A 20,602-nucleotide genomic window follows, 5' to 3' on the forward strand; every position below is an offset into this window, starting at 1 on the left:
CCACCGAGGTCTGGATCAACCAGCCACTCAACCCCATCAACCCACAGCTGTCGCAAACAGCTTGATTCATACCGTTTTCTGCCGCGTCTCGCACCGACGCGGTGAGTTCGCGAGACGGTGCCGGCGGGACGAGGTGCGCCGGAGAGGCGGCTACAGCGCCGTGTAGCCGCCGTCGACGAGGTAGTACCCGCCCGTCATGAAGGAGGCCCTGTCCGAGAGCAGGAACGTGGTCAGGGCGGCGACCTCCTCGGCGCGGCCCAGGCGGCCGAGAGGGTGCTTGGCGGCGAGCCCCTCGAGGACGGCCGCCGGGGCGGTCCTCAGCAGCGGGGTCTCGATGTAGGCGGGACCGACGGCGTTGATCCGCACCCCGCGCTGTCCGTACTCCACCCCGGCCTGCTTGGTGAGGCCGACCACGCCGTGCTTCGCGGCGGTGTAGGCGCTGTTGCCCGCGGCGGTGGCCACGGTGCTGTGGACGGAGGCCATGTTGACGATCGCCCCGCCGCCGGCCTGCTCGATGGCGGGCAGCTGGTAGCGCATGCCGAACATGACGGCGTGCAGGTCGATCTGCACGGTGCGCACCCACGCGTCGAGGTCCGACTCGCCGACGGCGTCCGCGCTGCCGCCGACCCCGGCGTTGTTCACCGCGAGGTGCAGCCCGCCGTAGGTCTGCTGGGCGAACTCGACCGCGGCCTCGCAGTCCTCGGGCTTCGCCACGTCCTGCCGGAAGCCCGCGGCGTCGCCGCCGGCGGCCATGATCGCCTGGACGACGTCGTCGATCCGCTTCGCGTCGATGTCCGTGACGACGACCTTGGCGCCCTGCGCCGCGAGGTCCTTGGCGCAGGCCTCGCCGATGCCGGAGGCGGCGCCGGTGACGAGCGCGACCTTGTCCCTGAGGTCAGCCATGTGGTTCTCCTGCCGTGTGTCCGCTGGGCCGGACCGGGCGGCCCGACGCTCCCAGTCTGTCGGGAAACGTCGGAACCCGCGAGGAATGCGCGGGCGTTTCCGCTCGCGTCGTTCCTCCCGCCCCGGCGGGCCGGTGCTCAGCCCTCGTCGTCCTCGGCCTTCTCGGCGTCGTGCGCCCGGCGCAGCGCGGCGGAGTCCGCCTCCTGGGCGGCCTTCTGCCCGCGCACCACCTCGGTCAGGAGCTTGGTCATCTCCTTGGCCACGCCGGCCGCGGACTGCGGGTTCTGCCCGGTGACGAGACGGTCGTCCACGACGACGTTCTCGCTCCAGTTGGGGGCCGTCCGCACGTCGGCGCCCTGCTCGACGAGCTTGTCCTCGAGCAGGAACGGGACGACGTCCGACTTGCCGACCTCGTCCTCCTCGGCGTTGGTGAACGCGGCCACCTTGCGTCCCTCGACGATGCGCAGTCCGGTGGAGAGCTCGACGTCGACGAGCCCGGCCGGTCCGTGGCAGACGGCGCCGACGACTCCCCCGGCGTCGTGCACGGCCGCCACCAGCGACTGCAGGTCGGTGTTGCCGGCGAAGTCCCACATGGTGCCGTGCCCGCCCACGAGGTAGACGGCGTCGTACTGGGCCGGGTCGACCACGCTGATCCGCGGGGTGTTGTAGAGGGAGGCCCGGACGGTCTCGTCCTCGAGGTACTGCCGCTGCACCTCGTCCTCCTCGTCCTTGCCGTCCTGCGGGGGCTGCCCGCCGGCGATCGAGGCGAAGTCGACGAAGTATCCGGCGTCCCGGAACACCTTCCACGGGTGGGCCGCCTCGCCGACGAAGTAGCCGGTGGGGTCCCCGGTGTCGCCGAGGGTGTCGTGGCTGGTGAGAACGAGCAGAACCTTCTTCATGGTCTCGATGTCCATGTCTGTCCTTCCGTCGGGTGGCGGGACGCGGAGGGCGTCCTGCGAGCGGGTGGCCAGCCTAGGCGCCGCGGACCGTCCCCGGTGCGGGTGTTCGCTCCGGGCCCCTCCCGCGGGGTGGGCGCGGGACCTCCCCTGATAGGGTCATTGACGACTCAATGACCTTGTTCGCCCTCCTGAAAGGACCGACCATGAGCCTCTCCAACGCGATCCTGCGCGGCGTCTCCGGCGCCTACCTGCTGCAGTCCGGCTACGGCAAGAAGGACCTCCCCACCGAGGCCGCCGCGGGTCTCCAGCAGTTCGCCGCCACCGGCGTCCCCCAGTTCAAGGAGTGGGACGCCGACACGTTCGGCAAGTTCGTGGCGTACTCGGAGATCGGCATCGGCGCCGCCCTGCTGACGCCGTTCGTCAACAAGCGCCTCGCGGGCCTGGCCCTCGGCGCGTTCTCCGCCGGGCTGCTCTCGATGTACTTCCGCAACCCCGAGATGACCCAGGAGGACGGGGTCCGCCCGACCGAGGCCGGCACGGGCCTCTCGAAGGACGCCTTCCTGGCCGCGATCGCCGCGGCCCTGGTGGTCTCCAAGTAGGCACGGCTCCCCGAGGAGCCCCGCGGGTGCCGCCCGTCCCGAGGGACGGGCGGCACCCGTTTCCCGTTTCCGGCCGGGCGCGGCGCACGGCGCCCCGGACGGGCGTCCGGATCCCTTAGGACGTCCGAGCAGCCCGGGAGAATGGGACCCATGACGACGACGTCGCACCGCCGGGCCCGTCCCGCTCCGGGTCCGCACCGAGCCGCTCCCGTCGGGGAGCGGGTCCTGGACGCCGGCGTCCGCGCCGAGGTGCGGGCGGTCGTCGGGGAGCTCGTGGACTCGGCGGCCGCGCAGGCGCGGGAGGCCGGGCGCCAGCTGCGCTGCATCCACCGGCTGTGGCTGCTGGCCTGGGAGGACCGCGAGATCGACTGGGTCTCCTCCGCCGGGCTGATGCCGTACGAGGCCGACGAGCTCGTGTGCTCCCTGCTGGAGACCGAGGAGCAGATGGTGCGCGACCTGGCCGACGAGATCGGCCCGGCGCTCCACCTCTCCGCGGGCACGGCCCTCGGGCGCGTCCGCGAGGCCCTGGTGCTCGGGCTGTACCTGCCCGAGACCCTCGAGGCGCTGGAGGCGGGCCGTTTCAGCGCCCGCCACGCCTCGGTGATCACCGACCAGTGGCGCGAGCTGGTCGAGGACGCCCCCGCGGAGCAGGAGGCACCTCACGCCCTCGTGCAGCGGCTCGCCGCGGAACTCACGGAGCGGGCCCCGTACTGCACGGTGGCGCAGCTGCGCGCGTGGGCCCGGCGCCGGCGCGCGGCGCTGCTGGCCGAGACGCACGAGGCGAGGCACCGGGCGGCCCGTGCCGGCCGCCGCGTGTGGGTCGAGCACGGTGAGGACGGCATGGCGTGGCTGCACGCCCTGCTGGACGCGCCCACCGCGCTCGCGGCCCAGGACCGGCTCGACGCGATCGTGGCGCTCCTCGACCCCGCGGAGGCGGCACCCGGTGCCGGGGCGGACCGTGCCCCGGAGGAGTTCGAGCCCGTGGCGTCGCCGCGTGCCGTGGCCGTCCGGACCGAGGCACAGCTGCGGGCGGACGTCCTCGCCGACCTCCTGCTGGCCGGGGAGGTCCCCGACGACCCCGCGTTCCCGCGCGATGTGCGGGGGCAGGTCTGTGTGACGGTCCCCGTGCTCACGCTGCTGGGGTGCCGTCCCGGTGGCCCGGCCGATGGTGTGCCCACGGACGCCCCGGTGCTGGCAGGTCACGGTCCGATCGGCGCGGAGACCGCCCGGGAGCTGGCCGCCGGCGCCCCGTCGTGGCAGCGCGTGCTGACCCATCCCGTCACCGGCGCCGTTCTCGACCACGACCGCACCACCTACGCCGTGCCCGCGGATCTGCGACGCAGGCTGCGGCTCCGCGACGGGACCTGCCGTTTTCCCGGCTGCCGCCGGCGGGCCGAGCGCTGCGACCTCGACCACACGGTGGCGTGGCAGGACGGCGGTCGGACCGCGGCGGACAACCTGGCCCACCTGTGCCGCCACCACCATCTCGTCAAGCACCGCAACGGCGCTCTCGGCCGGTGGTCGGTGCGGCAGCTCGGACCGGCGCCCTGCGGCGGAGTGCTCGAGTGGACGTCACCGGCCGGACGGACGTACCGGACGGTGCCGGACCCCTCGGCCGGGCTCGCACCGGGCGCAACCGGGTCGGGCACAGCAGAGCCGGACGGGGCTGTGCACGACAGCGCCGTGCCGCACGCACCGGGGTCGGGCACAACGGAGCCGGACCGGGCCGTGCACGACAGCGCCGCACGGCCCACGGCTGTGCCTGCGAGCTCCGTGCCGGACACTTCCGTGCCGGACAGTTCCGTGCCGGACGGCTCCGTGCCGTACGAGGCGGACCCTCCCCCGTTCTGACCGCCGGCCGGCCTCCCCTTGACGGCTGGGACCGCCCGCCCGTCAGGCGGGAGGCCGGCCGGGGTCCTCCGCGGTGGTCTCCACCGAGAGCCGGTAGCCCATGCTGTGGGTCTCCTCCGGCTCCAGGTGCACGGCGTCGGCGTGGGTGTTGGCTCCCTCCACGCACACGAAGTCCGTCCAGCCATCCGGCCCCACGTCGGACATCGCGGCCGCCTTCTCCGCCCCGGGGTTCCACACCACGGTGGTGTCGGAGTTCTTCTTCTGGATCCGCAGCACCCGGCCGAGCACGGGGTCCACGACGGCCACGTCCCCGCTCGAGCGGTACACCCGGTCGGTCTCGCCGTCGAACCGGAGGTCCCCCTCCTGCACGCAGCCCTCCCGCTCCAGGACCTTGTCGCGGTAGGAGGCGCCGTCCAGGCCCTCGACCCGGATCTTCCGGACGTCCCCCACCACCAGGTACGCGTGCAGGGCCTCCTCGAAGTCGAACGGGCTCTCACCGGTGTTCGTGACGCTCAACTCGAGGGACAGCTCGGTGCCGAAGCGCACCACGCAGTACGCCTCGAACTGGTACGGGAACTGCTCCCGGTGCGCGGGATCCGTGACGTCCGCGTCCGAGAGCCGGTACACGGCCATCGCCTCGTGGTCGGAGGACTCGCGCGACTCGACGTTCCACGGCAGCGTGCGGGCGAACCCGTGCTTGGGCTTGCGCCCGCCCTCCGCCCCGTCCGCGAACCACGGGAAGCAGATCGGGACGCCACCGCGCACGGGGCTGCCCGTCTCGAGCGCCGTGCTCGGCGACAGCCACAGGACCGGGGCGTGGCCCGTGGGGATCCAGTCGGTCACGTGCGCGCCCTGGTCGTAGACGGCACCGGTGGCGTCCGCGCAGGAGAACGGGCGGGGATCGGGAAGTTCGCTCATGCCTTCAGGCTAGACGGAGGGCCCGGTCCCCGTCAGGTGACCGGGCCCTCGTGCGCCGACGGCTGTCAGACGCCGGTGTGCTCGTACGAGTCGATCGCTCCGGGGTGGCCCTCCATGAACCCCTCGACCTGCCGGCGGTCCGCCCGCAGCTTGGGGTCGTGGTCCAGGTAGTGCTTCGTCTCGCGGACGATCAGCCCGGAGAGGATCAGCAGCCCGAGGAGGTTGGGCAGCGCCATCAGACCGTTCATCACGTCGGCGAAGTTCCACACGACGGCCAGCGGAACGGTGGCGCCCACGAACACCACGAGGGAGAAGACCACCCGGTAGGGCATTACCGCCGGGCGCCCGAAGAGGCGTTCCATGCAGCGCTCGCCGTAGTAGGCCCAGCCCAGGATCGTCGAGTACGCGAAGAGGACGAGCCCCACGGTCACCACGACGTGCCCCCACTCGCCGGGCAGGCCCTGGCTGAAGGCGTCGCCGGTCATGGTGGCGGCGAAGTCGGCGCCCTGCTCCCAGACCCCGGTGGTGATGAGGACGAGGCCCGTGAAGCTCACCACGATGATCGTGTCGATGAAGGTCTGGGTCATGGAGACCAGCCCCTGCCGGACCGGGTGGGTCGTCTGGGCCGCCGCGGCCGCGATGGCCGCCGAGCCCATGCCCGACTCGTTGGAGAACAGCCCGCGGGCCACGCCCATCTGCACGGCGAGCATGATGGCCGAGCCGGCGAACCCGCCGACGGCCGCGGTGCCGGTGAAGGCGTCGGTGAAGATGAGGGCGATCGCCTCCGGCAGCGCCGCCACGTTGACGATCAGGATGAACAGCGCGCCCAGCACGTAGAAGAGGATCATGAACGGCACGAGCGCGGCCGTGACCCGGCCGATCGTCCGGATGCCGCCGACGAGCACGACCAGCGTCAGCGCCGCGAGCACGATGCCGGTGATCCAGGTCGGCACCCCGAAGGACCCCTCGACGTTCGAGGCGATCGCGTTGCCCTGGGTCATGTTGCCGATGCCGAACGCGGCCAGCGCGGCGGCGATGGCGAAGAAGATCGCCAGGAACTTCCCGAACCCGTTGCGGATGCCGCGCTCCAGGTAGTACTGCGGCCCGCCGGAGATCTCCCCCTTGGCGTCCGTGGTGCGGAACCGCACGGCCAGGAACGCCTCGGAGTACTTGGAGGCCATGCCGAGCAGCCCGGTGACCCACATCCAGAACAGGGCACCGGGCCCGCCGATCGAGATGGCCGTGGCCACGCCCACGATGTTGCCGGTGCCGACGGTCGCGGCGAGCGCCGTGGTCAGCGCCTGGAACTGGGAGACGTCGCCGCCTCGGGCCTCGGCGTCCCGGCGCTCGAAGAGGGCCAGTCGCAGCGCGGAGCCCAGCTTGTGGAACTGCAGCCCGCCCAGCCGGACGGTCAGGTACAGGCCTGTCAGCAGCAGCAGGGGGATGAGGACGTAGGGCCCCCAGATGATGCCGCCCAGCTCGCCGAGGGCGGTCTCGATGGTGTGGAGCATGTGTTCTCCCGTGGGTGTCGGGTGGGTCAGGGATCGACCAGGACGGGGCTGTGACCTCCGTCTCGGCCGAAGGAATCTAATCACAGGTCCGGCGGTCCGCCCGCCAGGAAGGGGAGACCGTGGCCGGTGTCGATTCGGCCCGTCTCGGCCCTGTACCGACGGAGGAGGCGTGGAGACCAGGGCGGCGGCTCAGGGGCGGTGACGGCTCGGGTGCCTCCACGACCCGACGACGGCAACGGCCCCGGCGCACCCACGACTCGGATGCGGCTAGGGCTCAGGAGCGGCCAGGGCTCAGGAGCGGCCAGGGCTCAGGAGCGGCCAGGGCTCAGGAGCGGCCAGGGCTCAGGGGCGGTAGGGGCGGCTAGGACTCAGGGGCGGTCAGGAATCGGCGGCAGCGGGATCGCCGGGGCCGCACCGGGAGAGCCGGCGCGCGAGCAGCACGGCGCCGGCGGCGAGCAGCGAGCACACCGCCATGGACACGGCCATCGGCACCGCGGTGTGCTGACCCGCCAGGCCGGTCAGCGGGCTGACGAGCCCGCCCAGGAGGAACTGGACCAGCCCGAGCACCGCCGACCCGGCACCGGCCCGGCCGGGCACCCGGCCCTGGGCGAGGGCCACGGCGTTGCCCATGACGAAGCCGATGCAGGTCTGGCTCACGAAGAGGTGCGCCAGGGTGGTCCACCCGGTGATCCCGGCCAGGACCAGGCCCAGGCCCACCACGTTGACGGTGGCCATGACCACGATCGCGGTGCGCAGGATGGTGCCGGGCTCCACCCGGTCGACGAGACGGGTGTTGACGACCGCCCCCAGGATCGAGCCGCCCGCGTTGACGGCGAAGACCACGGAGTAGCCGAGCGCCGAGTAGCCGAGCACGTTCTGCACCACGAAGGAGGACGCGGAGATGTAGGAGAAAAGGGCGCCGAACGCGAGACCGAAGGCGAGGGCGTAGGCCATGAAGGACGGGGTGCGCAGCACCCGCCAGGACCCGGTCACCACCGCGCCCACCCCGCCGCGGTGCCGGCGGTGCGGGGGCAGGGTCTCCGGGACCACGAGCACGGAGCACGCCAGCATCAGCAGCCCGAACGCCGCGAGCACCCAGAACACGGTCTGCCACGGGGCCACCGTGGCGATCACCCCGCCCAGCAGCGGGGCCACCACCGGGGCGAGGGACGTGATGGTCGCGAGGATCGAGAACAGCTTGGCGGCCCCGCGGCCGGAGGCGATGTCCGAGACCACGGCGCGGGCGATCACCACGCCCGCCGCCCCGGCGAGGCCCTGGACCGCCCGCAGGACCAGCACCACCCCGATGCTCGGGGCCAGGACCACGGCGACGGAGCTGAGCAGGAACAGCGCGTTGCCGGCCACCATGAGGCGGTGCCGGCCGAGCACGTCGGACACCGGCCCCAGCAGGAACTGCCCCACGGCCATCCCGACCATGTAGGTGGTCAGCGTCAGCTGCACCGCGGAGGCCGACGCCCCGAAGTGCCCCGCCATGGCCGGCATCGAGGCCAGGTACATGTCCGTGGCCATCGGGCTCACCGCGCTGAGGATCCCCAGCGCCGCCACCAGCACCACCCGGTCCCTGCCGCCGGAGAGGCGCAGGCGGGAGCGCACGGGGTCGTCGGGCGGCGGTGAGCTCATGGAGGGTCCTTCGGCACGGGTGCGGGGCGCGACTCATGCTATCGACGCCGCAACCTCGGGGATGACGGCGGACATGACGGCGGCAGGGACGGGCGACAATGTCCCCATGAGACTCGCCGTGTACACCGGGGCCTCCCTCGGCTCCGACCCCCTGTTCGCCGAGGCCGTCCGGTCCTTCGCCACCGCCCTCGCCCGCCGCGGCGTGGGCATCGTCTACGGCGGTGGCCACGTGGGGCTGATGGGCGTCGTCGCCGACGCCGCGCTGGCCGCCGGGGGCGAGGTGGTCGGGGTCATGCCGCAGTCCCTCGTCGACGACGAGACCGCCCACCCGGGACTGACCGAGCTGCGCATCGTCGGGACGATGCACGAGCGCAAGGCGGAGATGGCCGCGCTCGCGGACGGGTTCGTGGCCCTGCCCGGCGGCCTGGGCACCCTCGAGGAGATCTTCGAGGCCTGGACCTGGCTGCAGCTGGGGGTGCACGCCAAGCCGGTCGGCTTCCTCGACGTGGCCGGCTACTGGAGGCCCCTGCTGGACGCGGTGGCCTCGATGTCCGCGGCCGGTCTCGTGCGCCCCGAGTACCGGGACGCGGCCGTGGTCGCCCAGGACGCGGACGAGCTGCTCGCCCGGTTCGCGGTGTGGGAGGCGCCGCGCCGCCGCTGGCCCGAGCCGCCCGCCCCGGACGGCGTGCCGGCGCCCACCGGGTCTGCGCCCACCGGATCTGCGCCCACCGAATCTGCACCGACCCGGTCTGCGCCCACCCGGTCTGCGGCCACCGGATCTGAGCCCACCCGGTCTGCACCCATCCGGTCTGCGGCCACCGAGTCTGCGCCCACCCGCTCTGAGCCCACCGGATCTGCGCCCACCCGGTCGGCACCCACCCGGTCTGCGCCTAGGATGTAGGGCGATGAGCGAGCACACCCCTTCCCCCGCAGAGGGGCCCGCACAGGGCCCCGTCCCCGAGGAGTTCCACCGCCGGCCGTACTCCTTCGTGCGCCGCGGCGACCGCCTCACCGCCCGCAGACAGAAGGCCTGGGACGACTGGGCGCCCACCCGGGTGCTCGACGTCCCGCGCGTGCGCACGGACACCTCCGTGCACCCCGACCACGAGTTCGACGCGGCCGCGGCCTTCGGGCGCGAGGCGCCCCTGGTCGTGGAGGTCGGCTCGGGTCTGGGCGAGGCGGTCGTGCACGCCGCCGCGGAGGACCCCGCCCGGAACTTCCTCGCCGTCGAGGTGTACAAGCCCGGGATCGCGGACCTGCTGCTCAAGGCGGGCCAGGCCGGCGTGGACAACGTCCGTGTGGTGCAGGCCAACGCTCCCGAGGTCCTGGAGCACCTGCTCGCCCCGGCCTCGGTGGACGAGCTGTGGGTGTTCTTCCCGGACCCCTGGCACAAGACCCGCCACCACAAGCGGCGCCTGGTCTCCCCCGCGTTCGCGGAGCTCGCCGCCCGGGTGCTCGTGCCGGGCGGGCTGTGGCGGCTCGCCACGGACTGGCAGGAGTACGCCCTGGTGATGCGCGAGGTCCTCGATGCGTCCCCGCACTTCGAGAACGTCCACCCGGGCCCGCTCGCCGACGACGAGCACCCGGACACGGGCTGGGCCCCCCGCTGGGAGGGACGGGTCCTCACGAGCTTCGAGCGCAAGGCGCGGGAGGCGGGTCGGGTCCCGCGCGACCTCGTCTACCGCCGGACGGCGTGAGCGCAGCCCCCGGTCCGGAGCGGAACGGCTTCGTCGTCGTGCTCCCGGGCGATCCCCGGACGCGGCCGCTGCTCGAGGGTCTGCACCTCGAGTACGTGGAGCGCTACGGGCCCGAGATCGGGGCCGAGGAGATGGCGCACCACCCGGTGGACGACTTCACCGCCCCCGCCGGAGGGCTCCTGCTGCTCCTCGAGGGCGGCGTGACGGTGGGCGGGGGCGCGTTCCGCCGGCACGACGACGCCACCGCCGAGCTCAAGCGGGTGTGGACCGCCCCGGCGCACCGTCGGCGCGGGATCTCGCGGCGGGTCCTGGCCGAGCTCGAGCGGCTCGCCGCCGCGGCGGGCTATCGGCGCGTCTACCTCACCACGGGCAGCCGCCAGCCCGAGGCGTTCGCCCTCTACCGCAGCAGCGGGTACGTCCCCCTGCCCGGGACCGCCCGGGTCTACCCGGGCGGCGTGTACGACGCGGGCTTCGAGAAGCACCTGCGCTGACACGCCCCGGTCCGGGACGGGGGCGTGTCAGCGCTCCTGCTGGCGCGGGGGCCGGTACAGCACCACGGCCTGCGAGATCTTGCGGGCGCGGGGGCGGGCGCCGCGGGCCATGCGCACCACGTCCCCGCCGACACCGGCGGCGAAGATCCGCGAGGACTCCTCGGCCCGGTCCCGGGCGATCTCGAGCTCCTGGGACAGCTCGGCCACCCGCGACCGCAGGGCCGCGACCTGGTTCTCCAGCTGGAGGATGCGCCGGATGCCCTCGAGGGACACGCCCTGCTGGGACAGCACCTGGATCTGCTGCAGCTTCTCGATGTCGCGCTGGGAGTAGCGGCGGGCCCGGCCCGGGGCGCGGGACGGCTTGACGAGACCGAGCCGGTCGTACTGGCGCAGGGTCTGCGGGTGCATCTCCGCGATCTCCGCGGCCACGGAGATCACGAACAGCGGCTGGTCGGCGTCCAGTGCCATCTCACACCCGTGCCTTCGCGGCCAGGCCGGCCCGGGGGTCCTCGGCCGAGGTCGCCTCGGCGAACGCCCGGACGGCGTCCTGCGCCTGCTCGTCCAGCTCGGCCGGCACGTGCACCTCGACCGTCACGATCAGGTTCCCCGCGCCCTTGGCCGTGCTGAACCCGCGACCCTTGACGCGGAAGCGCCGGCCCGAGGACGTGCCCGCCGGCACCTTCAGGCGCACCGTGCCGCCGTCCAGCACGGGCACCTCGATCGTGGCGCCCAGGGCCGCCTCGGGGAACGAGATCGGCACCGTGACCTCGACGTCGTCCGTGCCCTCGACCCGCCGGAAGAAGCCGTGCGGCGTCACGTGGACGGTGACGTAGAGGTCACCGGCGCCGCCGGGGCCGGAGTGGCCCTTGCCGGCGAGCTTGAGCTTCTGCCCGTCCCGCACGCCGGGCGGGATCCGCACCGTGGTCTCCTGGCCGTTGCCGCGGCGCAGCTTGATCGTGGTGCCGTGCACCGAGGAGCGGAACGGGATGGTCGTCTCCGTCCGGATGTCCTCCCCGCGCGCCGACGGGGCCTGGTAGCCGCCGTAGCCGCCCGGCGCCCCGTACCCGGTCTGCCCGCCGAACTGCGCGAACAGGTCCTCGAACCCGGGCTGGCCGCCCGCACCGCCCGTGGAGTAGGTCGTGCGGCGGCGGCGCCCTCCGCCGCCCCCGCCGAAGATGTCGCCGAAGAGGTCCTCGAAGTTCGCCGAGCCGCCCGCACCGCCCGCGCCGCCGGCGGTGAAGCGCGCGCCGGAGCCCATCGCGCGGATCGCGTCGTACTGCTTGCGCTCCTCGGGGTCGGACAGGACGGAGTTCGCCTCCGTGATGTCCTTGAACCGCTGCTCGGCCTCCGCGTCGCCCGGGTTCTGGTCCGGGTGGTGCTGGCGGGCGAGCTTGCGGTAGGCCTTCTTGACGTCGGCTGCGGACGCGTCCTTGGAGACGCCGAGAATGCTGTAGAAGTCCTTGTCGATCCAGTCCTGGCTGGCCATGACGCCTCCTTTCTGTGGGGCCGGTCGGGGTCCTGTCGAGCAGGGCCCGGTGGGAGTCCTGGGGTGGTCCCCGGCGCCGCGGCGCCGGGGACGGGTGGACGGGTCAGGGGAGGCCCGCGGGACGGACCTCCCCTGCCGCCGCTCGGATCAGGCCGGGACCGGCCTCACTCGGCGACCGCGACGGCGACCTGGGCCGGCCGCACCACGCGCTCGCCGATCCGGAAGCCGGAGCGCAGCACCATCGAGACCTGGTCCGGCTCGACCTGGCTCGTGGGCTGCTGCAGCACCGCCTCGTGGACGTTCGGGTCGAACTTCTCCCCGATCTCCCCGATGCGCACGAGCCCCTGCCGCACCAGGGTCTCCTCGAGCTTGTTCGCGATCGCCGCGAACGGGCCGTCGGTGAGGTCGCCCGCCTGCCGGGCCGCGTCGATGTCGTCGAACACCGGCAGCAGCATCTGCAGGAGGTCGCCCGTCACGAAGGTCCGCAGCTGCTCCTTCTCGCGCGCCGTGCGGTGCTTGAAGTTCACGAACTCGGCCTGCAGCCGGCGCAGCTCCTCGAGCCGCTCCTCGGCGAGGGCCGCCGACGGGGACTCCTCCCCCTCGGCGCCCGCCGCCGCGGCGGCGTCCCCGGACTCCGCGTCGGTCGACTGGGGCGTCCCGAGGATGTCGTCCACCGTCAGGCCCTCCGGGCCGGCCTCCTCCTGGGGGCCGGTGCCGGGGTCCTGCGCGCGGTGCTCGTCGGGCTGCGCGGCGGGATCGCCGGGAGCGTTCCCGGGTCCGTTCTCCGCCGCGTTCTCGTCGGGTCCTGGCGTGGGGTCGGGCATGCTCACTTCTTCTCGTCCTCGTCGTCGACGACCTCGGCGTCGACGATGTCCTCGTCACCGGTGGCACCGGTCGCGCCCGCACCCGGGGCGCCCTCGGCGCCCTCGGTCTGCGACTGCGCGTAGAGGGCCTCGCCGAGCTTGGTCTGGGACTGCTGCAGCTTGTCGTAGGCCGTCTTCACGGCGTCGTCGTCCTCGCCCTCGAGCGCCTGCTTCAGGGTGTCGACGTCCGCCTGCACCTCGGACTTGACGTCCGCGGGCAGCTTCTCGTCGTTGTCCTTCAGCAGCTTGTCGACGGAGTACGCCTGCTGCTCCGCGTTGTTGCGCAGATCGGCCGCCTCGCGGCGCACCCGGTCCGCCTCGGCGTTGGCCTCGGCGTCCTTGACCATGCGGTCGATGTCCTCCTTGGAGAGGGAGGACCCGCCCGTGATGGTCATCGACTGCTCGGTGCCGGTGCCCTTGTCCTTCGCGGAGACGTGCACGATGCCGTTGGCGTCGATGTCGAAGGTGACCTCGATCTGCGGCATCCCGCGCGGGGCGGGGGCGATGCCGGTCAGCTCGAAGGTGCCCAGGTTCTTGTTGTCCCGGGTGAACTGGCGCTCGCCCTGGAAGACCTGGATGGACACGGACGGCTGGTTGTCCTCCGCGGTGGTGAAGGTCTCGGACCGCTTCGTGGGGATGGCCGTGTTGCGCTCGATGAGCTTGGTCATCACGCCGCCCTTGGTCTCGATGCCCAGCGACAGCGGGGTCACGTCGATCAGCAGCACGTCCTTGCGGTCGCCCTTGAGCACGCCGGCCTGGATCGCGGCGCCGACGGCGACGACCTCGTCCGGGTTCACGCCCTTGTTGGGCTCCTTGCCGGCCAGGCGCTGGACGGTCTCCGCGACGGCGGGCATGCGGGTCGAGCCGCCCACCAGCACCACGTGGTCGATGTCGGACACAGAGATGCCGGCCTCGGCGATGACGTCCTTGAACGGCTTCTCGGTGCGCTCGAGCAGGTCCCGGGTGAGCTCCTCGAACTTGGCGCGGGTGAGGCGCTCGTCCAGGTGCACCGGGCCCTCGGGGGTCACGGACAGGTACTGCAGGGAGATGTTGGTGCTGGTCGCGGAGGAGAGCTCCTTCTTGGCCTGCTCCGCGGTCTCCTTCAGACGCTGCAGCGCGATCTTGTCCTTGGACAGGTCCGCGCCGGTCTTCTGCTTCACCTGCGCCAGCAGCCAGTCGACCACGCGCTGGTCCCAGTCGTCGCCGCCGAGCCGGTTGTCACCGGCGGTCGAACGGACCTGGATCGTGGAGAAGTCGTCCTCGTCCTTGCCGACCTCCAGCAGGGAGACGTCGAAGGTGCCGCCGCCGAGGTCGAAGACGAGGATGAGCTCGTCCTCCTTGCCCTTCTCCAGGCCGTAGGCCAGCGCCGCGGCGGTGGGCTCGTTGACGATGCGCAGCACGTTCATGCCCGCGATCTCGCCGGCCTCCTTGGTGGCCTGGCGCTCGGCGTCGTTGAAGTACGCCGGGACGGTGATCACGGCGTCGGTGACCTTGTCGCCCAGGTAGGACTCGGCGTCGGTCTTGAGCTTCATGAGGATGCGCGCCGAGATCTCCTGCGGCGTGTACTTCTTGCCGTCGATGTCAGTGGACCACCCGGTGCCCATGTGGCGCTTGACCGAGGCGATGGTGCGGTCCACGTTGGTGACGGCCTGGCGCTTGGCGATGTCGCCGACCAGGGTCTCGCCGTCCTTCGAGAAGGCGACGACGGACGGCGTGGTCCGGTTGCCCTCGGCGTTGGCGATGACGGTGGGCTCGCCGCCCTCCAGCACGGACACCACGGAGTTGGTGGTGCCGAGGTCGATTCCTACTGCACGAGACATGGACGTGTTCTCCTTCGGGTCGAGCTGAACCGGGCGGGCCGTGGTGGCCCCGTTGGGTCCCGGAGGTCTCAGTTCTTGAGTTTTCCTGGCTCAAGTCTGCCACGCCGGCCGCGGATGTCAACTCGACTTGAGCCACATCGACTCAACCTATCTGCGGCACCGGATGTGAGACTGCGCTCATCCTCTTCTGTCGTGGCAGCTCTTCGGTAGACTGGGTCCTTGTGCCCGGAGTGCCGGGCGCCCCACGACACCTCCGGGTCCGCCCCGCACGCCACCGCACGCACCGACACGCCACCGCACGCACCCCGACACTGCAGGAGCCTCTGTGAGCACCACGCCACCCCATTCGTCGCAATCCCCGAGCCCGGCAGGGTCCTCCCCGGCCTCCCGCCGCACGAAGCCCCGGGAGGTGCTGCGCGAGATCAACTATCCCCACGGCATCCACCCCGCCCTGGTCCCCGGCATCGCCGTGGAGGACCAGAAGCTGCGCTACGGCACGGACAAGGTGGTCTTCCTCGTCACCGCCGCACTGATCGTGGCGTTCATCGCCTGGGGCGTGCTGTCCACCGAGTCCCTGACCGCCGCCTCCACCGCGGCCCTGGGCTGGGTCACCGGCAACGCCGGCTGGTTCTTCACCGCGCTGTCCACGGCCGCCGTCCTGTTCATGCTCGTCATCGGCTTCAGCCGCACGGGCCGCATCCCGCTGGGCATGGACGACGAGAAGCCCGAGTACTCCTTCTTCTCGTGGCTCGCCATGCTCTTCGCCGCCGGCATGGGCATCGGCCTGATGTTCTACGGCGCCTCCGAGCCGCTGAGCCACTTCGGCGCGGGCGTCCCCGGCTTCGGGGCCGAGCCCGGCTCCGAGGAGATGACCGTCTACGCGCTCGTCCAGACGGCCTTCCACTGGGGCCTCAACCCCTGGGCCATGTACGCCGTGGTCGGCGCGGCCGTCGCCTACGGCGCCTACCGCCGCGGACGCCCCCCGCTCATCAGCCGCATCTTCGTGCCGCTGATCGGCCAGCAGCGCGCCGAGGGCGGCCTGGGCCGGCTCATCGACGTGTTCGCGATCTTCGCGACCCTCTTCGGCACCGCGGCGTCCCTCGGGATCGGCGCGCTGCAGATCGCCCGGGGCCTCGAGATCGTCGCCGGCTGGGGACCGCTCGGCAACGGGGGCCTCATCGCCGTCATCGCCGTCCTCACGGCCGCCTTCGTGATCTCCGCCGTCTCCGGCGTGGCCCGCGGCATCCGCTACCTCTCCAGCACGAACCTGCTGCTGGCCTTCCTGCTGGCCCTGTTCGTGTTCGTGGCCGGGCCCACCGTCCTGATCCTGGACCTCGTCCCCGCCGTGTTCAGCACCTACCTGCAGGAGTACCTGTGGATGACCGGGCAGACCGGCGGCTGGGGCGAGGACGCGACCGCCTTCGCCGGCGGCTGGACCGTCTTCTACTGGGCGTGGTGGCTGTCCTGGTCCCCGTTCGTCGGGATGTTCATCGCCAAGATCTCCCGCGGACGCACGCTGCGCCAGTTCGTCACCGTGGTGCTCGTGGTCCCCTCCTCGATGTGCGTGCTCTGGTTCGTGGTCATCGGCGGCACCGCCATGTACCTGCAGCGCACCGGGACCGACCTCGCGGCCGCCGGCGGCCAGGAGGCCGTGCTGTTCGGGATGCTCGACGCCCTCCCCTTCGGAGCGATCACGTCGGTGCTCGCCATGGTCATCATCGCCATCTTCTTCGTGACCAGCGCGGACTCGGCGTCCATCGTCATGGGCACGCTCTCCCAGCGGGGCCGGCCCGAGCCGACCCGGTTCGTCGTCGTGTTCTGGGGCCTGTGCCTCGGCGGCATCGCGGCGGTCATGATGCTCGCGGGCGGCGACGACGCCCTGACCGGCATGCAGAACCTGGTGACCGTCTCGGCCCTGCCGTTCGCCGTGATCGTCGCGTTCCTGATGGTCGCCTTCTACAAGGACCTGCGCAGCGACCCGGCCACGATCCGGCACGCGTTCGCCCTCACGGCGGTGCGCAAGGCCGTGATCCACGGCATCGAGGAGCACGGCGACGACTTCGCCCTGCAGGTGGAGCACGCCCCGGGCTCCCGCGCCGCGGGCGAGACGTTCGACTCCCACCACCCGGACGTCACCGACTGGTACCGGCGCGTCGACGAGAACGGCGACGAGATCGACCTCGCCGCGGAGTCCGGCCCGCGTGCGGACCAGGACGGATCCCGCCTGGACCCGGACGAGGAGCGCGAGCTCGATCCGGCCGGCAACCGGGCCTGACACACCGACCGCGAGTGCGGCCGTCGCCTTCGGGCGGCGGCCGCACTTCTCGTGCCGGGACCGGACGGCTTAGACTGCCCGCTATGTATTCGATCGTGGCCGTGTGCACCGGCAACATCTGCCGCTCGCCCATGGCGGAGTTCGCCCTGCGCCGCGCCTTCGACGCCGCGGGACTGGCCGAGCGCGTGCGGATCGACTCGGCGGGCGTCAGCGACGAGGAGCTGGGCAGCCCGGTGGACCCCCGCGCCGGCGACCTCCTGCGCCGCGAGGGGCTCGACGCCTCCCGGCACGCCGCCCAGGTCTTCGACCCCCTCCGCTTCGACGACCGCGACCTCGTGCTCGCCCTGGACGTCGTCCACTGGCGGCGCCTGCGGGCGCTCGCGCCGGACGGGCCCGCCGCCGCCAAGGTGCGGCTGCTGCGGGAGTTCGACCCCGCCGTCGAGGACCTCGAGCCCGACGACCTCGGTATCTACGACCCCTGGTACGGGGGCCCGGAGGACTTCGAGACCACCTACGGGATGATCGCCGCCGCCGTGCCGGGCGTCGTCCGCGCCGTCGCCCGGGAGCTCGCCCCCGACCGGGGCTCCGCGCGGGACTCCGCGCAGGACGCCGGACGCGCGTGATCGACATCGAGCTCGAGCTGGACCCGTCGCTCGCCGCGGCCAACCCCGCCGGCACCAACCTGGCGCGGCTGCTCCCCTCCCCCACCCGCCGCCCCTACCTCATCGGCATCGACGGGCGCTCGGGCGCCGGCAAGACCAGCCTCGCCGAGCAGCTCGCCGCGGTGCTGCGCCCGGTGCGGGACGTGACGCTCTTCCACCTCGAGGACCTCTATCCGGGCTGGGACGGACTCGGACCCGGCCGGCGGACCTACTTGGACGAGGTCCTCACTCCTCTGGACCAGGGCCGGGACGCGGAGTGGAGCGCCTGGGACTGGGTCACCGGCTCCCCGGGGACGCCCCGGCTGACCCGGGTCGCGGAGGTCGTGATCCTGGAGGGCGTCGGCGCCTGCAGCGCCGAGGCCCGGGAGCTGCTGGACGTCTCCGTGTGGGTCGAGCTGCCCACCTCCCTGCGCTACGACCGCGCGCTGAGCCGTGACGGCTCCTACTACGCCGAGCACTGGGACCGCTGGGCCGCCCAGGAGGACGCCTACCTGGCGGAGGACCACGTCTGGGAACAGGTGGACATCCTGCACCCCGGCCCCGTCTGCTGAGCCCCCGGACGCACCCACAGGAGGATCCGTGACCAGCACCGTCGTCGTCCTCGACGCCGCCCACCCCGGGGGCGTCCTCGTCGATCCGTCCGTCCCGCTCGTGCGGATCGACGACCAGGGGCTCACCCGCGGGGACGGCGTCTTCGAGACCATGCGCGCCGTCGACGGGAGCGTGCAGAAGTTCGAGGCCCACCACCAGCGGCTGTCGGCCTCCGCTCGGCTGGCGCAGCTGCCCGTGCCGTCCGCGCGGGACGTGCGCGGGGCGGTGGAGCTGGCGCTCGCCCACGCCGCGCCCGGCGGGGACGGCGGGCTGGGCGCCGAGCACAGCGTCAAGGTCGTCATCAGCCGCGGCACCCCGGAGGACGGCCCGTGGTCCTGGGTCGCGGTGAGCCCCGTGCCCGAGACCACGTTCCGCCAGCGCCGGGAGGGCGTGACCGCGGTGCTGCTGCCGCGCGGCCACGACCCCGCCCAGGACGCCGGGTACCCGTGGTTGCTGCCGGGGGCCAAGACGCTCTCCTACGCGATCAACATGGCCGCTCTGCGCCACGCCCGCTCCCTCGGCGCGGACGAGGCGGTCTTCACCACGGAGGGCCGCAGGGTCCTCGAGGGGGCGACGTCCTCCGTGGTCTGCGCCCGCGTGCGCGCCGGCCACCGCACCCTGCTCACACCGGAGCCCTCGCACGGGATCCTGCCCGGCACCACGCAGGCCAAGATCTTCGCCGCCGCCCGCCGGGACGGCTGGGAGCTCGGCTACGGCCCGCTGTACCCGGCGGACCTCATGGAGGCGGACGCCGTGTGGCTGGTCTCCAGCGTCCGGCTCGCGGTGCCGGTGCGCCGGCTCGACCACCAGCCGCTGCCGGTGGACCCGGACCTGACCCGTCTCGTCACGAGCTGGGTCTCGCAGGCCTGACCCTTCTCGCTCAGGCCCAGATGAACCGGTGCGTGCCAAGCAGGACGGACACCGCCGGGCCCGCCGCGGCGGCCGCCGCGCAGCCCGCGAGGACCACGGCGTCCCGCCAGGAGTACCCCGGGACGCGGGCCCACGTGCGCGGACCCGCGCCGAAGCCGCGGGCCTCCATGGTGACCGACAGGCGGGTGGCCCGGCGCAGGGACTGCACCAGCAGCGTGAACGCCTGACCGCCGAACTCCCGCAGCGCGCCCACCGGCCCGTACCCGGACCCCGCACCGCGCGCCCGCCGCGCCATCGCGAGAGTGGCCCACTCGGAGACCATCACGCCCACCAGCCGCAGCGCGGCCAGGGAGGCCAGCACGAAGCGGGCCGGGAGGCGCAGCGTCTGGGCGAGTCCGTCGGCGAGGTCCGTGGGGTCCGTGGTGAGCACCAGCATCAGCCCGGGCAGCGCCAGCGCCAGCCCGCGCAGGGCGATCGCCGCGCCCGCGGCCACCGAGCCGGCCGAGATCCCGGTGACCCCCAGGTCGAGCAGCACCGGCCCGGAGTCCTCGGCGAGCAGGGCCGTGCCCCACCCGCTCACGAGGGCCGCCACGACCACCGGCCACGCCCTGCGCAGCAGGGCGAACGGGTGCTGACCCGCCAGCGCCAGGAGCAGCACCTCGCCCAGCAGCACGGTGCCCGACGTCACGGGGTCCGCGCTGAGCAGGAGCACCACGGTCAGCAGCAGCGCCCCGGCCAGCTTGACCACCGCGTTCGTCCGTCCCAGCAGGGAGGTCCGGGACGACGGCGCCATCGCGGGGGCGCTCACCGGGCCGGCTCCGGGGCCGGCCGCAACGGGACGCGAGGACCGGACTGCCCGAGCTCGAGCACCTCGGCGCCGAGGGCCCGCACGAAGTCCTCGTCGTGGGTCACGGCCAGGATCGACGTGCCGGCGTCGAGGAGCTCCACGAGCAGGTCGACGAGCTCCGCCCACGTCAGGGCGTCCTGCCCGAAGGTGGGTTCGTCGAGCACCAGGACGTCCGGCTCCGTGGCGAGCACCGTGGCCACGGACAGCCGCCGCTTCTCGCCGCCGGAGAGGGTGAACGGATTGGCGTCGGCCAGGTGGGAGAGCCGCAGCCGGCGGAGCAGCTCGTCCGTGCGCCGCTGCCGCTCGGCCGCCGGCGTGCCCGCCAGCCGGGGGCCGTGCTCGAGCTCGGCGCGCACGGTGGCGCACAGGAACTGGTGCTCGGGCTCCTGGAAGACCGTCCCGATCCGGGCCACGAGTTCCCGGCCGCTCCACTCCAGGGGGTCGGGGCCCGCGCCGCGGTCGAGGCGCGGGTGGGCGGTCACGGTGCCGCGCACCGGGGCCAGCAGACCCGCCAGCGTCAGCGCGAGCGTGGACTTGCCGGCGCCGTTGGGCCCGGTCAGCGCGAGCGCGCGGCCACGGCGCAGGCTCAGGCCCACTCCGGTCACCGCCGTGGGGAGATCCCTGCCCGCGGCGGCGTCCGTCAGGGGGCGGCCGCGGCGCCGCGCCCGGCGGCGGGCG

General features: G+C 73.1%; 20 protein-coding genes. 9 read left to right on the forward strand and 11 right to left on the reverse strand.

Going from position 1 to position 20,602, the window contains the following annotated elements:
• Positions 1-150 precede the first annotated feature (150 nt).
• Together Q0817_RS18550 and Q0817_RS18555 are read right to left on the reverse strand one after the other, a co-directional pair.
• Positions 151-903, reverse strand: a complete 753-nt coding sequence (locus tag Q0817_RS18550; RefSeq protein ID WP_298591608.1) for an SDR family NAD(P)-dependent oxidoreductase — start codon at positions 901-903, stop codon at positions 151-153.
• 137 nt (positions 904-1,040) lie between these two features.
• Positions 1,041-1,817 (reverse strand): type 1 glutamine amidotransferase domain-containing protein, encoded by a 777-nt coding sequence (locus tag Q0817_RS18555; protein ID WP_298591609.1) that lies wholly within the window; start codon positions 1,815-1,817, stop codon positions 1,041-1,043.
• 188 nt (positions 1,818-2,005) lie between these two features.
• Here Q0817_RS18555 and Q0817_RS18560 point away from each other — a divergent pair, with 188 nt between their 5' ends.
• Both Q0817_RS18560 and Q0817_RS18565 read left to right on the forward strand, forming a co-directional pair.
• Complete coding sequence (locus Q0817_RS18560) at positions 2,006-2,401, forward strand: hypothetical protein (RefSeq protein ID WP_298591610.1); 396 nt, start codon at positions 2,006-2,008, stop codon at positions 2,399-2,401.
• 150 nt (positions 2,402-2,551) lie between these two features.
• A complete protein-coding gene (locus Q0817_RS18565) occupies positions 2,552-4,252 on the forward strand; it encodes an HNH endonuclease signature motif containing protein (RefSeq protein WP_298591611.1) in 1,701 nt (566 codons plus the stop codon).
• A 42-nt stretch (positions 4,253-4,294) separates the two neighbouring features.
• On the opposite strand, the gene Q0817_RS18570 is transcribed toward Q0817_RS18565, so the two are convergent.
• From Q0817_RS18570 to Q0817_RS18580, 3 genes are all read right to left on the reverse strand, one after another.
• Positions 4,295-5,170, reverse strand: a complete 876-nt coding sequence (locus Q0817_RS18570; RefSeq protein WP_298591612.1) for a D-hexose-6-phosphate mutarotase — start codon at positions 5,168-5,170, stop codon at positions 4,295-4,297.
• A gap of 65 nt (positions 5,171-5,235) precedes the next feature.
• Complete coding sequence (locus Q0817_RS18575; protein ID WP_298591613.1) at positions 5,236-6,681, reverse strand: sodium:alanine symporter family protein; 1,446 nt, start codon at positions 6,679-6,681, stop codon at positions 5,236-5,238.
• 378 nt (positions 6,682-7,059) lie between these two features.
• On the reverse strand, positions 7,060-8,322 hold the full coding sequence (locus Q0817_RS18580) for a multidrug effflux MFS transporter (RefSeq protein WP_298591614.1): 1,263 nt from the start codon (positions 8,320-8,322) through the stop codon (positions 7,060-7,062).
• 106 nt (positions 8,323-8,428) lie between these two features.
• Between Q0817_RS18580 and Q0817_RS18585 the strand changes: the two genes are divergently transcribed.
• From Q0817_RS18585 to Q0817_RS18595, 3 genes are read left to right on the forward strand one after another with little or no spacing between them, the layout of a single operon-like run.
• Positions 8,429-9,223 carry a TIGR00730 family Rossman fold protein gene (locus tag Q0817_RS18585; protein ID WP_298591615.1) on the forward strand — a complete coding sequence of 265 codons (795 nt, stop codon included), beginning with the start codon at positions 8,429-8,431 and terminating at the stop codon, positions 9,221-9,223.
• Positions 9,224-9,227: 4 nt separating this feature from the next.
• Positions 9,228-10,019, forward strand: a complete 792-nt coding sequence (trmB, locus tag Q0817_RS18590) for a tRNA (guanosine(46)-N7)-methyltransferase TrmB (RefSeq protein ID WP_298591616.1) — start codon at positions 9,228-9,230, stop codon at positions 10,017-10,019.
• Positions 10,016-10,510 (forward strand): GNAT family N-acetyltransferase, encoded by a 495-nt coding sequence (locus Q0817_RS18595; RefSeq protein WP_298591617.1) that lies wholly within the window; start codon positions 10,016-10,018, stop codon positions 10,508-10,510. Before trmB ends, Q0817_RS18595 begins: the two co-directional genes overlap by 4 nt.
• 27 nt (positions 10,511-10,537) lie before the next feature.
• On the opposite strand, the gene Q0817_RS18600 is transcribed toward Q0817_RS18595, so the two are convergent.
• The 4 genes from Q0817_RS18600 to dnaK all read right to left on the reverse strand — a co-directional run bounded on the left by Q0817_RS18600 (position 10,538) and on the right by dnaK (position 14,679).
• On the reverse strand, positions 10,538-10,978 hold the full coding sequence (locus Q0817_RS18600; RefSeq protein WP_298591618.1) for a heat shock protein transcriptional repressor HspR: 441 nt from the start codon (positions 10,976-10,978) through the stop codon (positions 10,538-10,540).
• Between the two features lies 1 nt (position 10,979).
• Entirely contained in the window at positions 10,980-11,996 is a 1,017-nt protein-coding gene (locus Q0817_RS18605; protein WP_298591619.1) for a DnaJ C-terminal domain-containing protein, read from the reverse strand.
• Between the two features lie 164 nt (positions 11,997-12,160).
• Positions 12,161-12,826: a nucleotide exchange factor GrpE gene (locus tag Q0817_RS18610; protein WP_298591620.1), complete on the reverse strand. Its 666-nt coding sequence runs from the start codon at positions 12,824-12,826 to the stop codon at positions 12,161-12,163.
• Complete coding sequence (gene dnaK, locus Q0817_RS18615; protein ID WP_298591621.1) at positions 12,823-14,679, reverse strand: molecular chaperone DnaK; 1,857 nt, start codon at positions 14,677-14,679, stop codon at positions 12,823-12,825. The genes Q0817_RS18610 and dnaK overlap by 4 nt, the downstream gene beginning before the upstream one ends.
• 325 nt (positions 14,680-15,004) lie before the next feature.
• Here dnaK and Q0817_RS18620 point away from each other — a divergent pair, with 325 nt between their 5' ends.
• From Q0817_RS18620 to Q0817_RS18635, 4 genes are all read left to right on the forward strand, one after another.
• Positions 15,005-16,954 (forward strand): BCCT family transporter, encoded by a 1,950-nt coding sequence (locus tag Q0817_RS18620; protein WP_298591622.1) that lies wholly within the window; start codon positions 15,005-15,007, stop codon positions 16,952-16,954.
• Between the two features lie 83 nt (positions 16,955-17,037).
• The gene (locus Q0817_RS18625) at positions 17,038-17,577 is read left to right on the forward strand and encodes a low molecular weight protein-tyrosine-phosphatase (RefSeq protein WP_298591623.1); all 540 of its coding nucleotides are present in this window, start codon (positions 17,038-17,040) and stop codon (positions 17,575-17,577) included.
• Entirely contained in the window at positions 17,574-18,167 is a 594-nt protein-coding gene (locus tag Q0817_RS18630) for a uridine kinase (RefSeq protein WP_298591624.1), read from the forward strand. The genes Q0817_RS18625 and Q0817_RS18630 overlap by 4 nt, the downstream gene beginning before the upstream one ends.
• 28 nt (positions 18,168-18,195) lie before the next feature.
• Positions 18,196-19,077 carry an aminotransferase class IV gene (locus Q0817_RS18635; protein ID WP_298591625.1) on the forward strand — a complete coding sequence of 294 codons (882 nt, stop codon included), beginning with the start codon at positions 18,196-18,198 and terminating at the stop codon, positions 19,075-19,077.
• 10 nt (positions 19,078-19,087) lie between these two features.
• Here the strand turns inward: Q0817_RS18635 and Q0817_RS18640 are convergent, their stop codons facing one another.
• Both Q0817_RS18640 and Q0817_RS18645 read right to left on the reverse strand, forming a co-directional pair.
• Positions 19,088-19,885, reverse strand: coding sequence for an energy-coupling factor transporter transmembrane protein EcfT (locus tag Q0817_RS18640; RefSeq protein ID WP_298591626.1), 798 nt, complete (start codon positions 19,883-19,885; stop codon positions 19,088-19,090).
• The coding region (locus Q0817_RS18645; protein ID WP_298591627.1) for an ABC transporter ATP-binding protein at positions 19,882-20,602 on the reverse strand (721 nt) is incomplete at its 5' end. The genes Q0817_RS18640 and Q0817_RS18645, both read right to left, overlap by 4 nt.

Origin of the sequence: uncultured Kocuria sp., assembly GCF_947500125.1 — a bacterium.
Classification (GTDB): Bacteria; Actinomycetota; Actinomycetes; order Actinomycetales; family Micrococcaceae; genus Kocuria.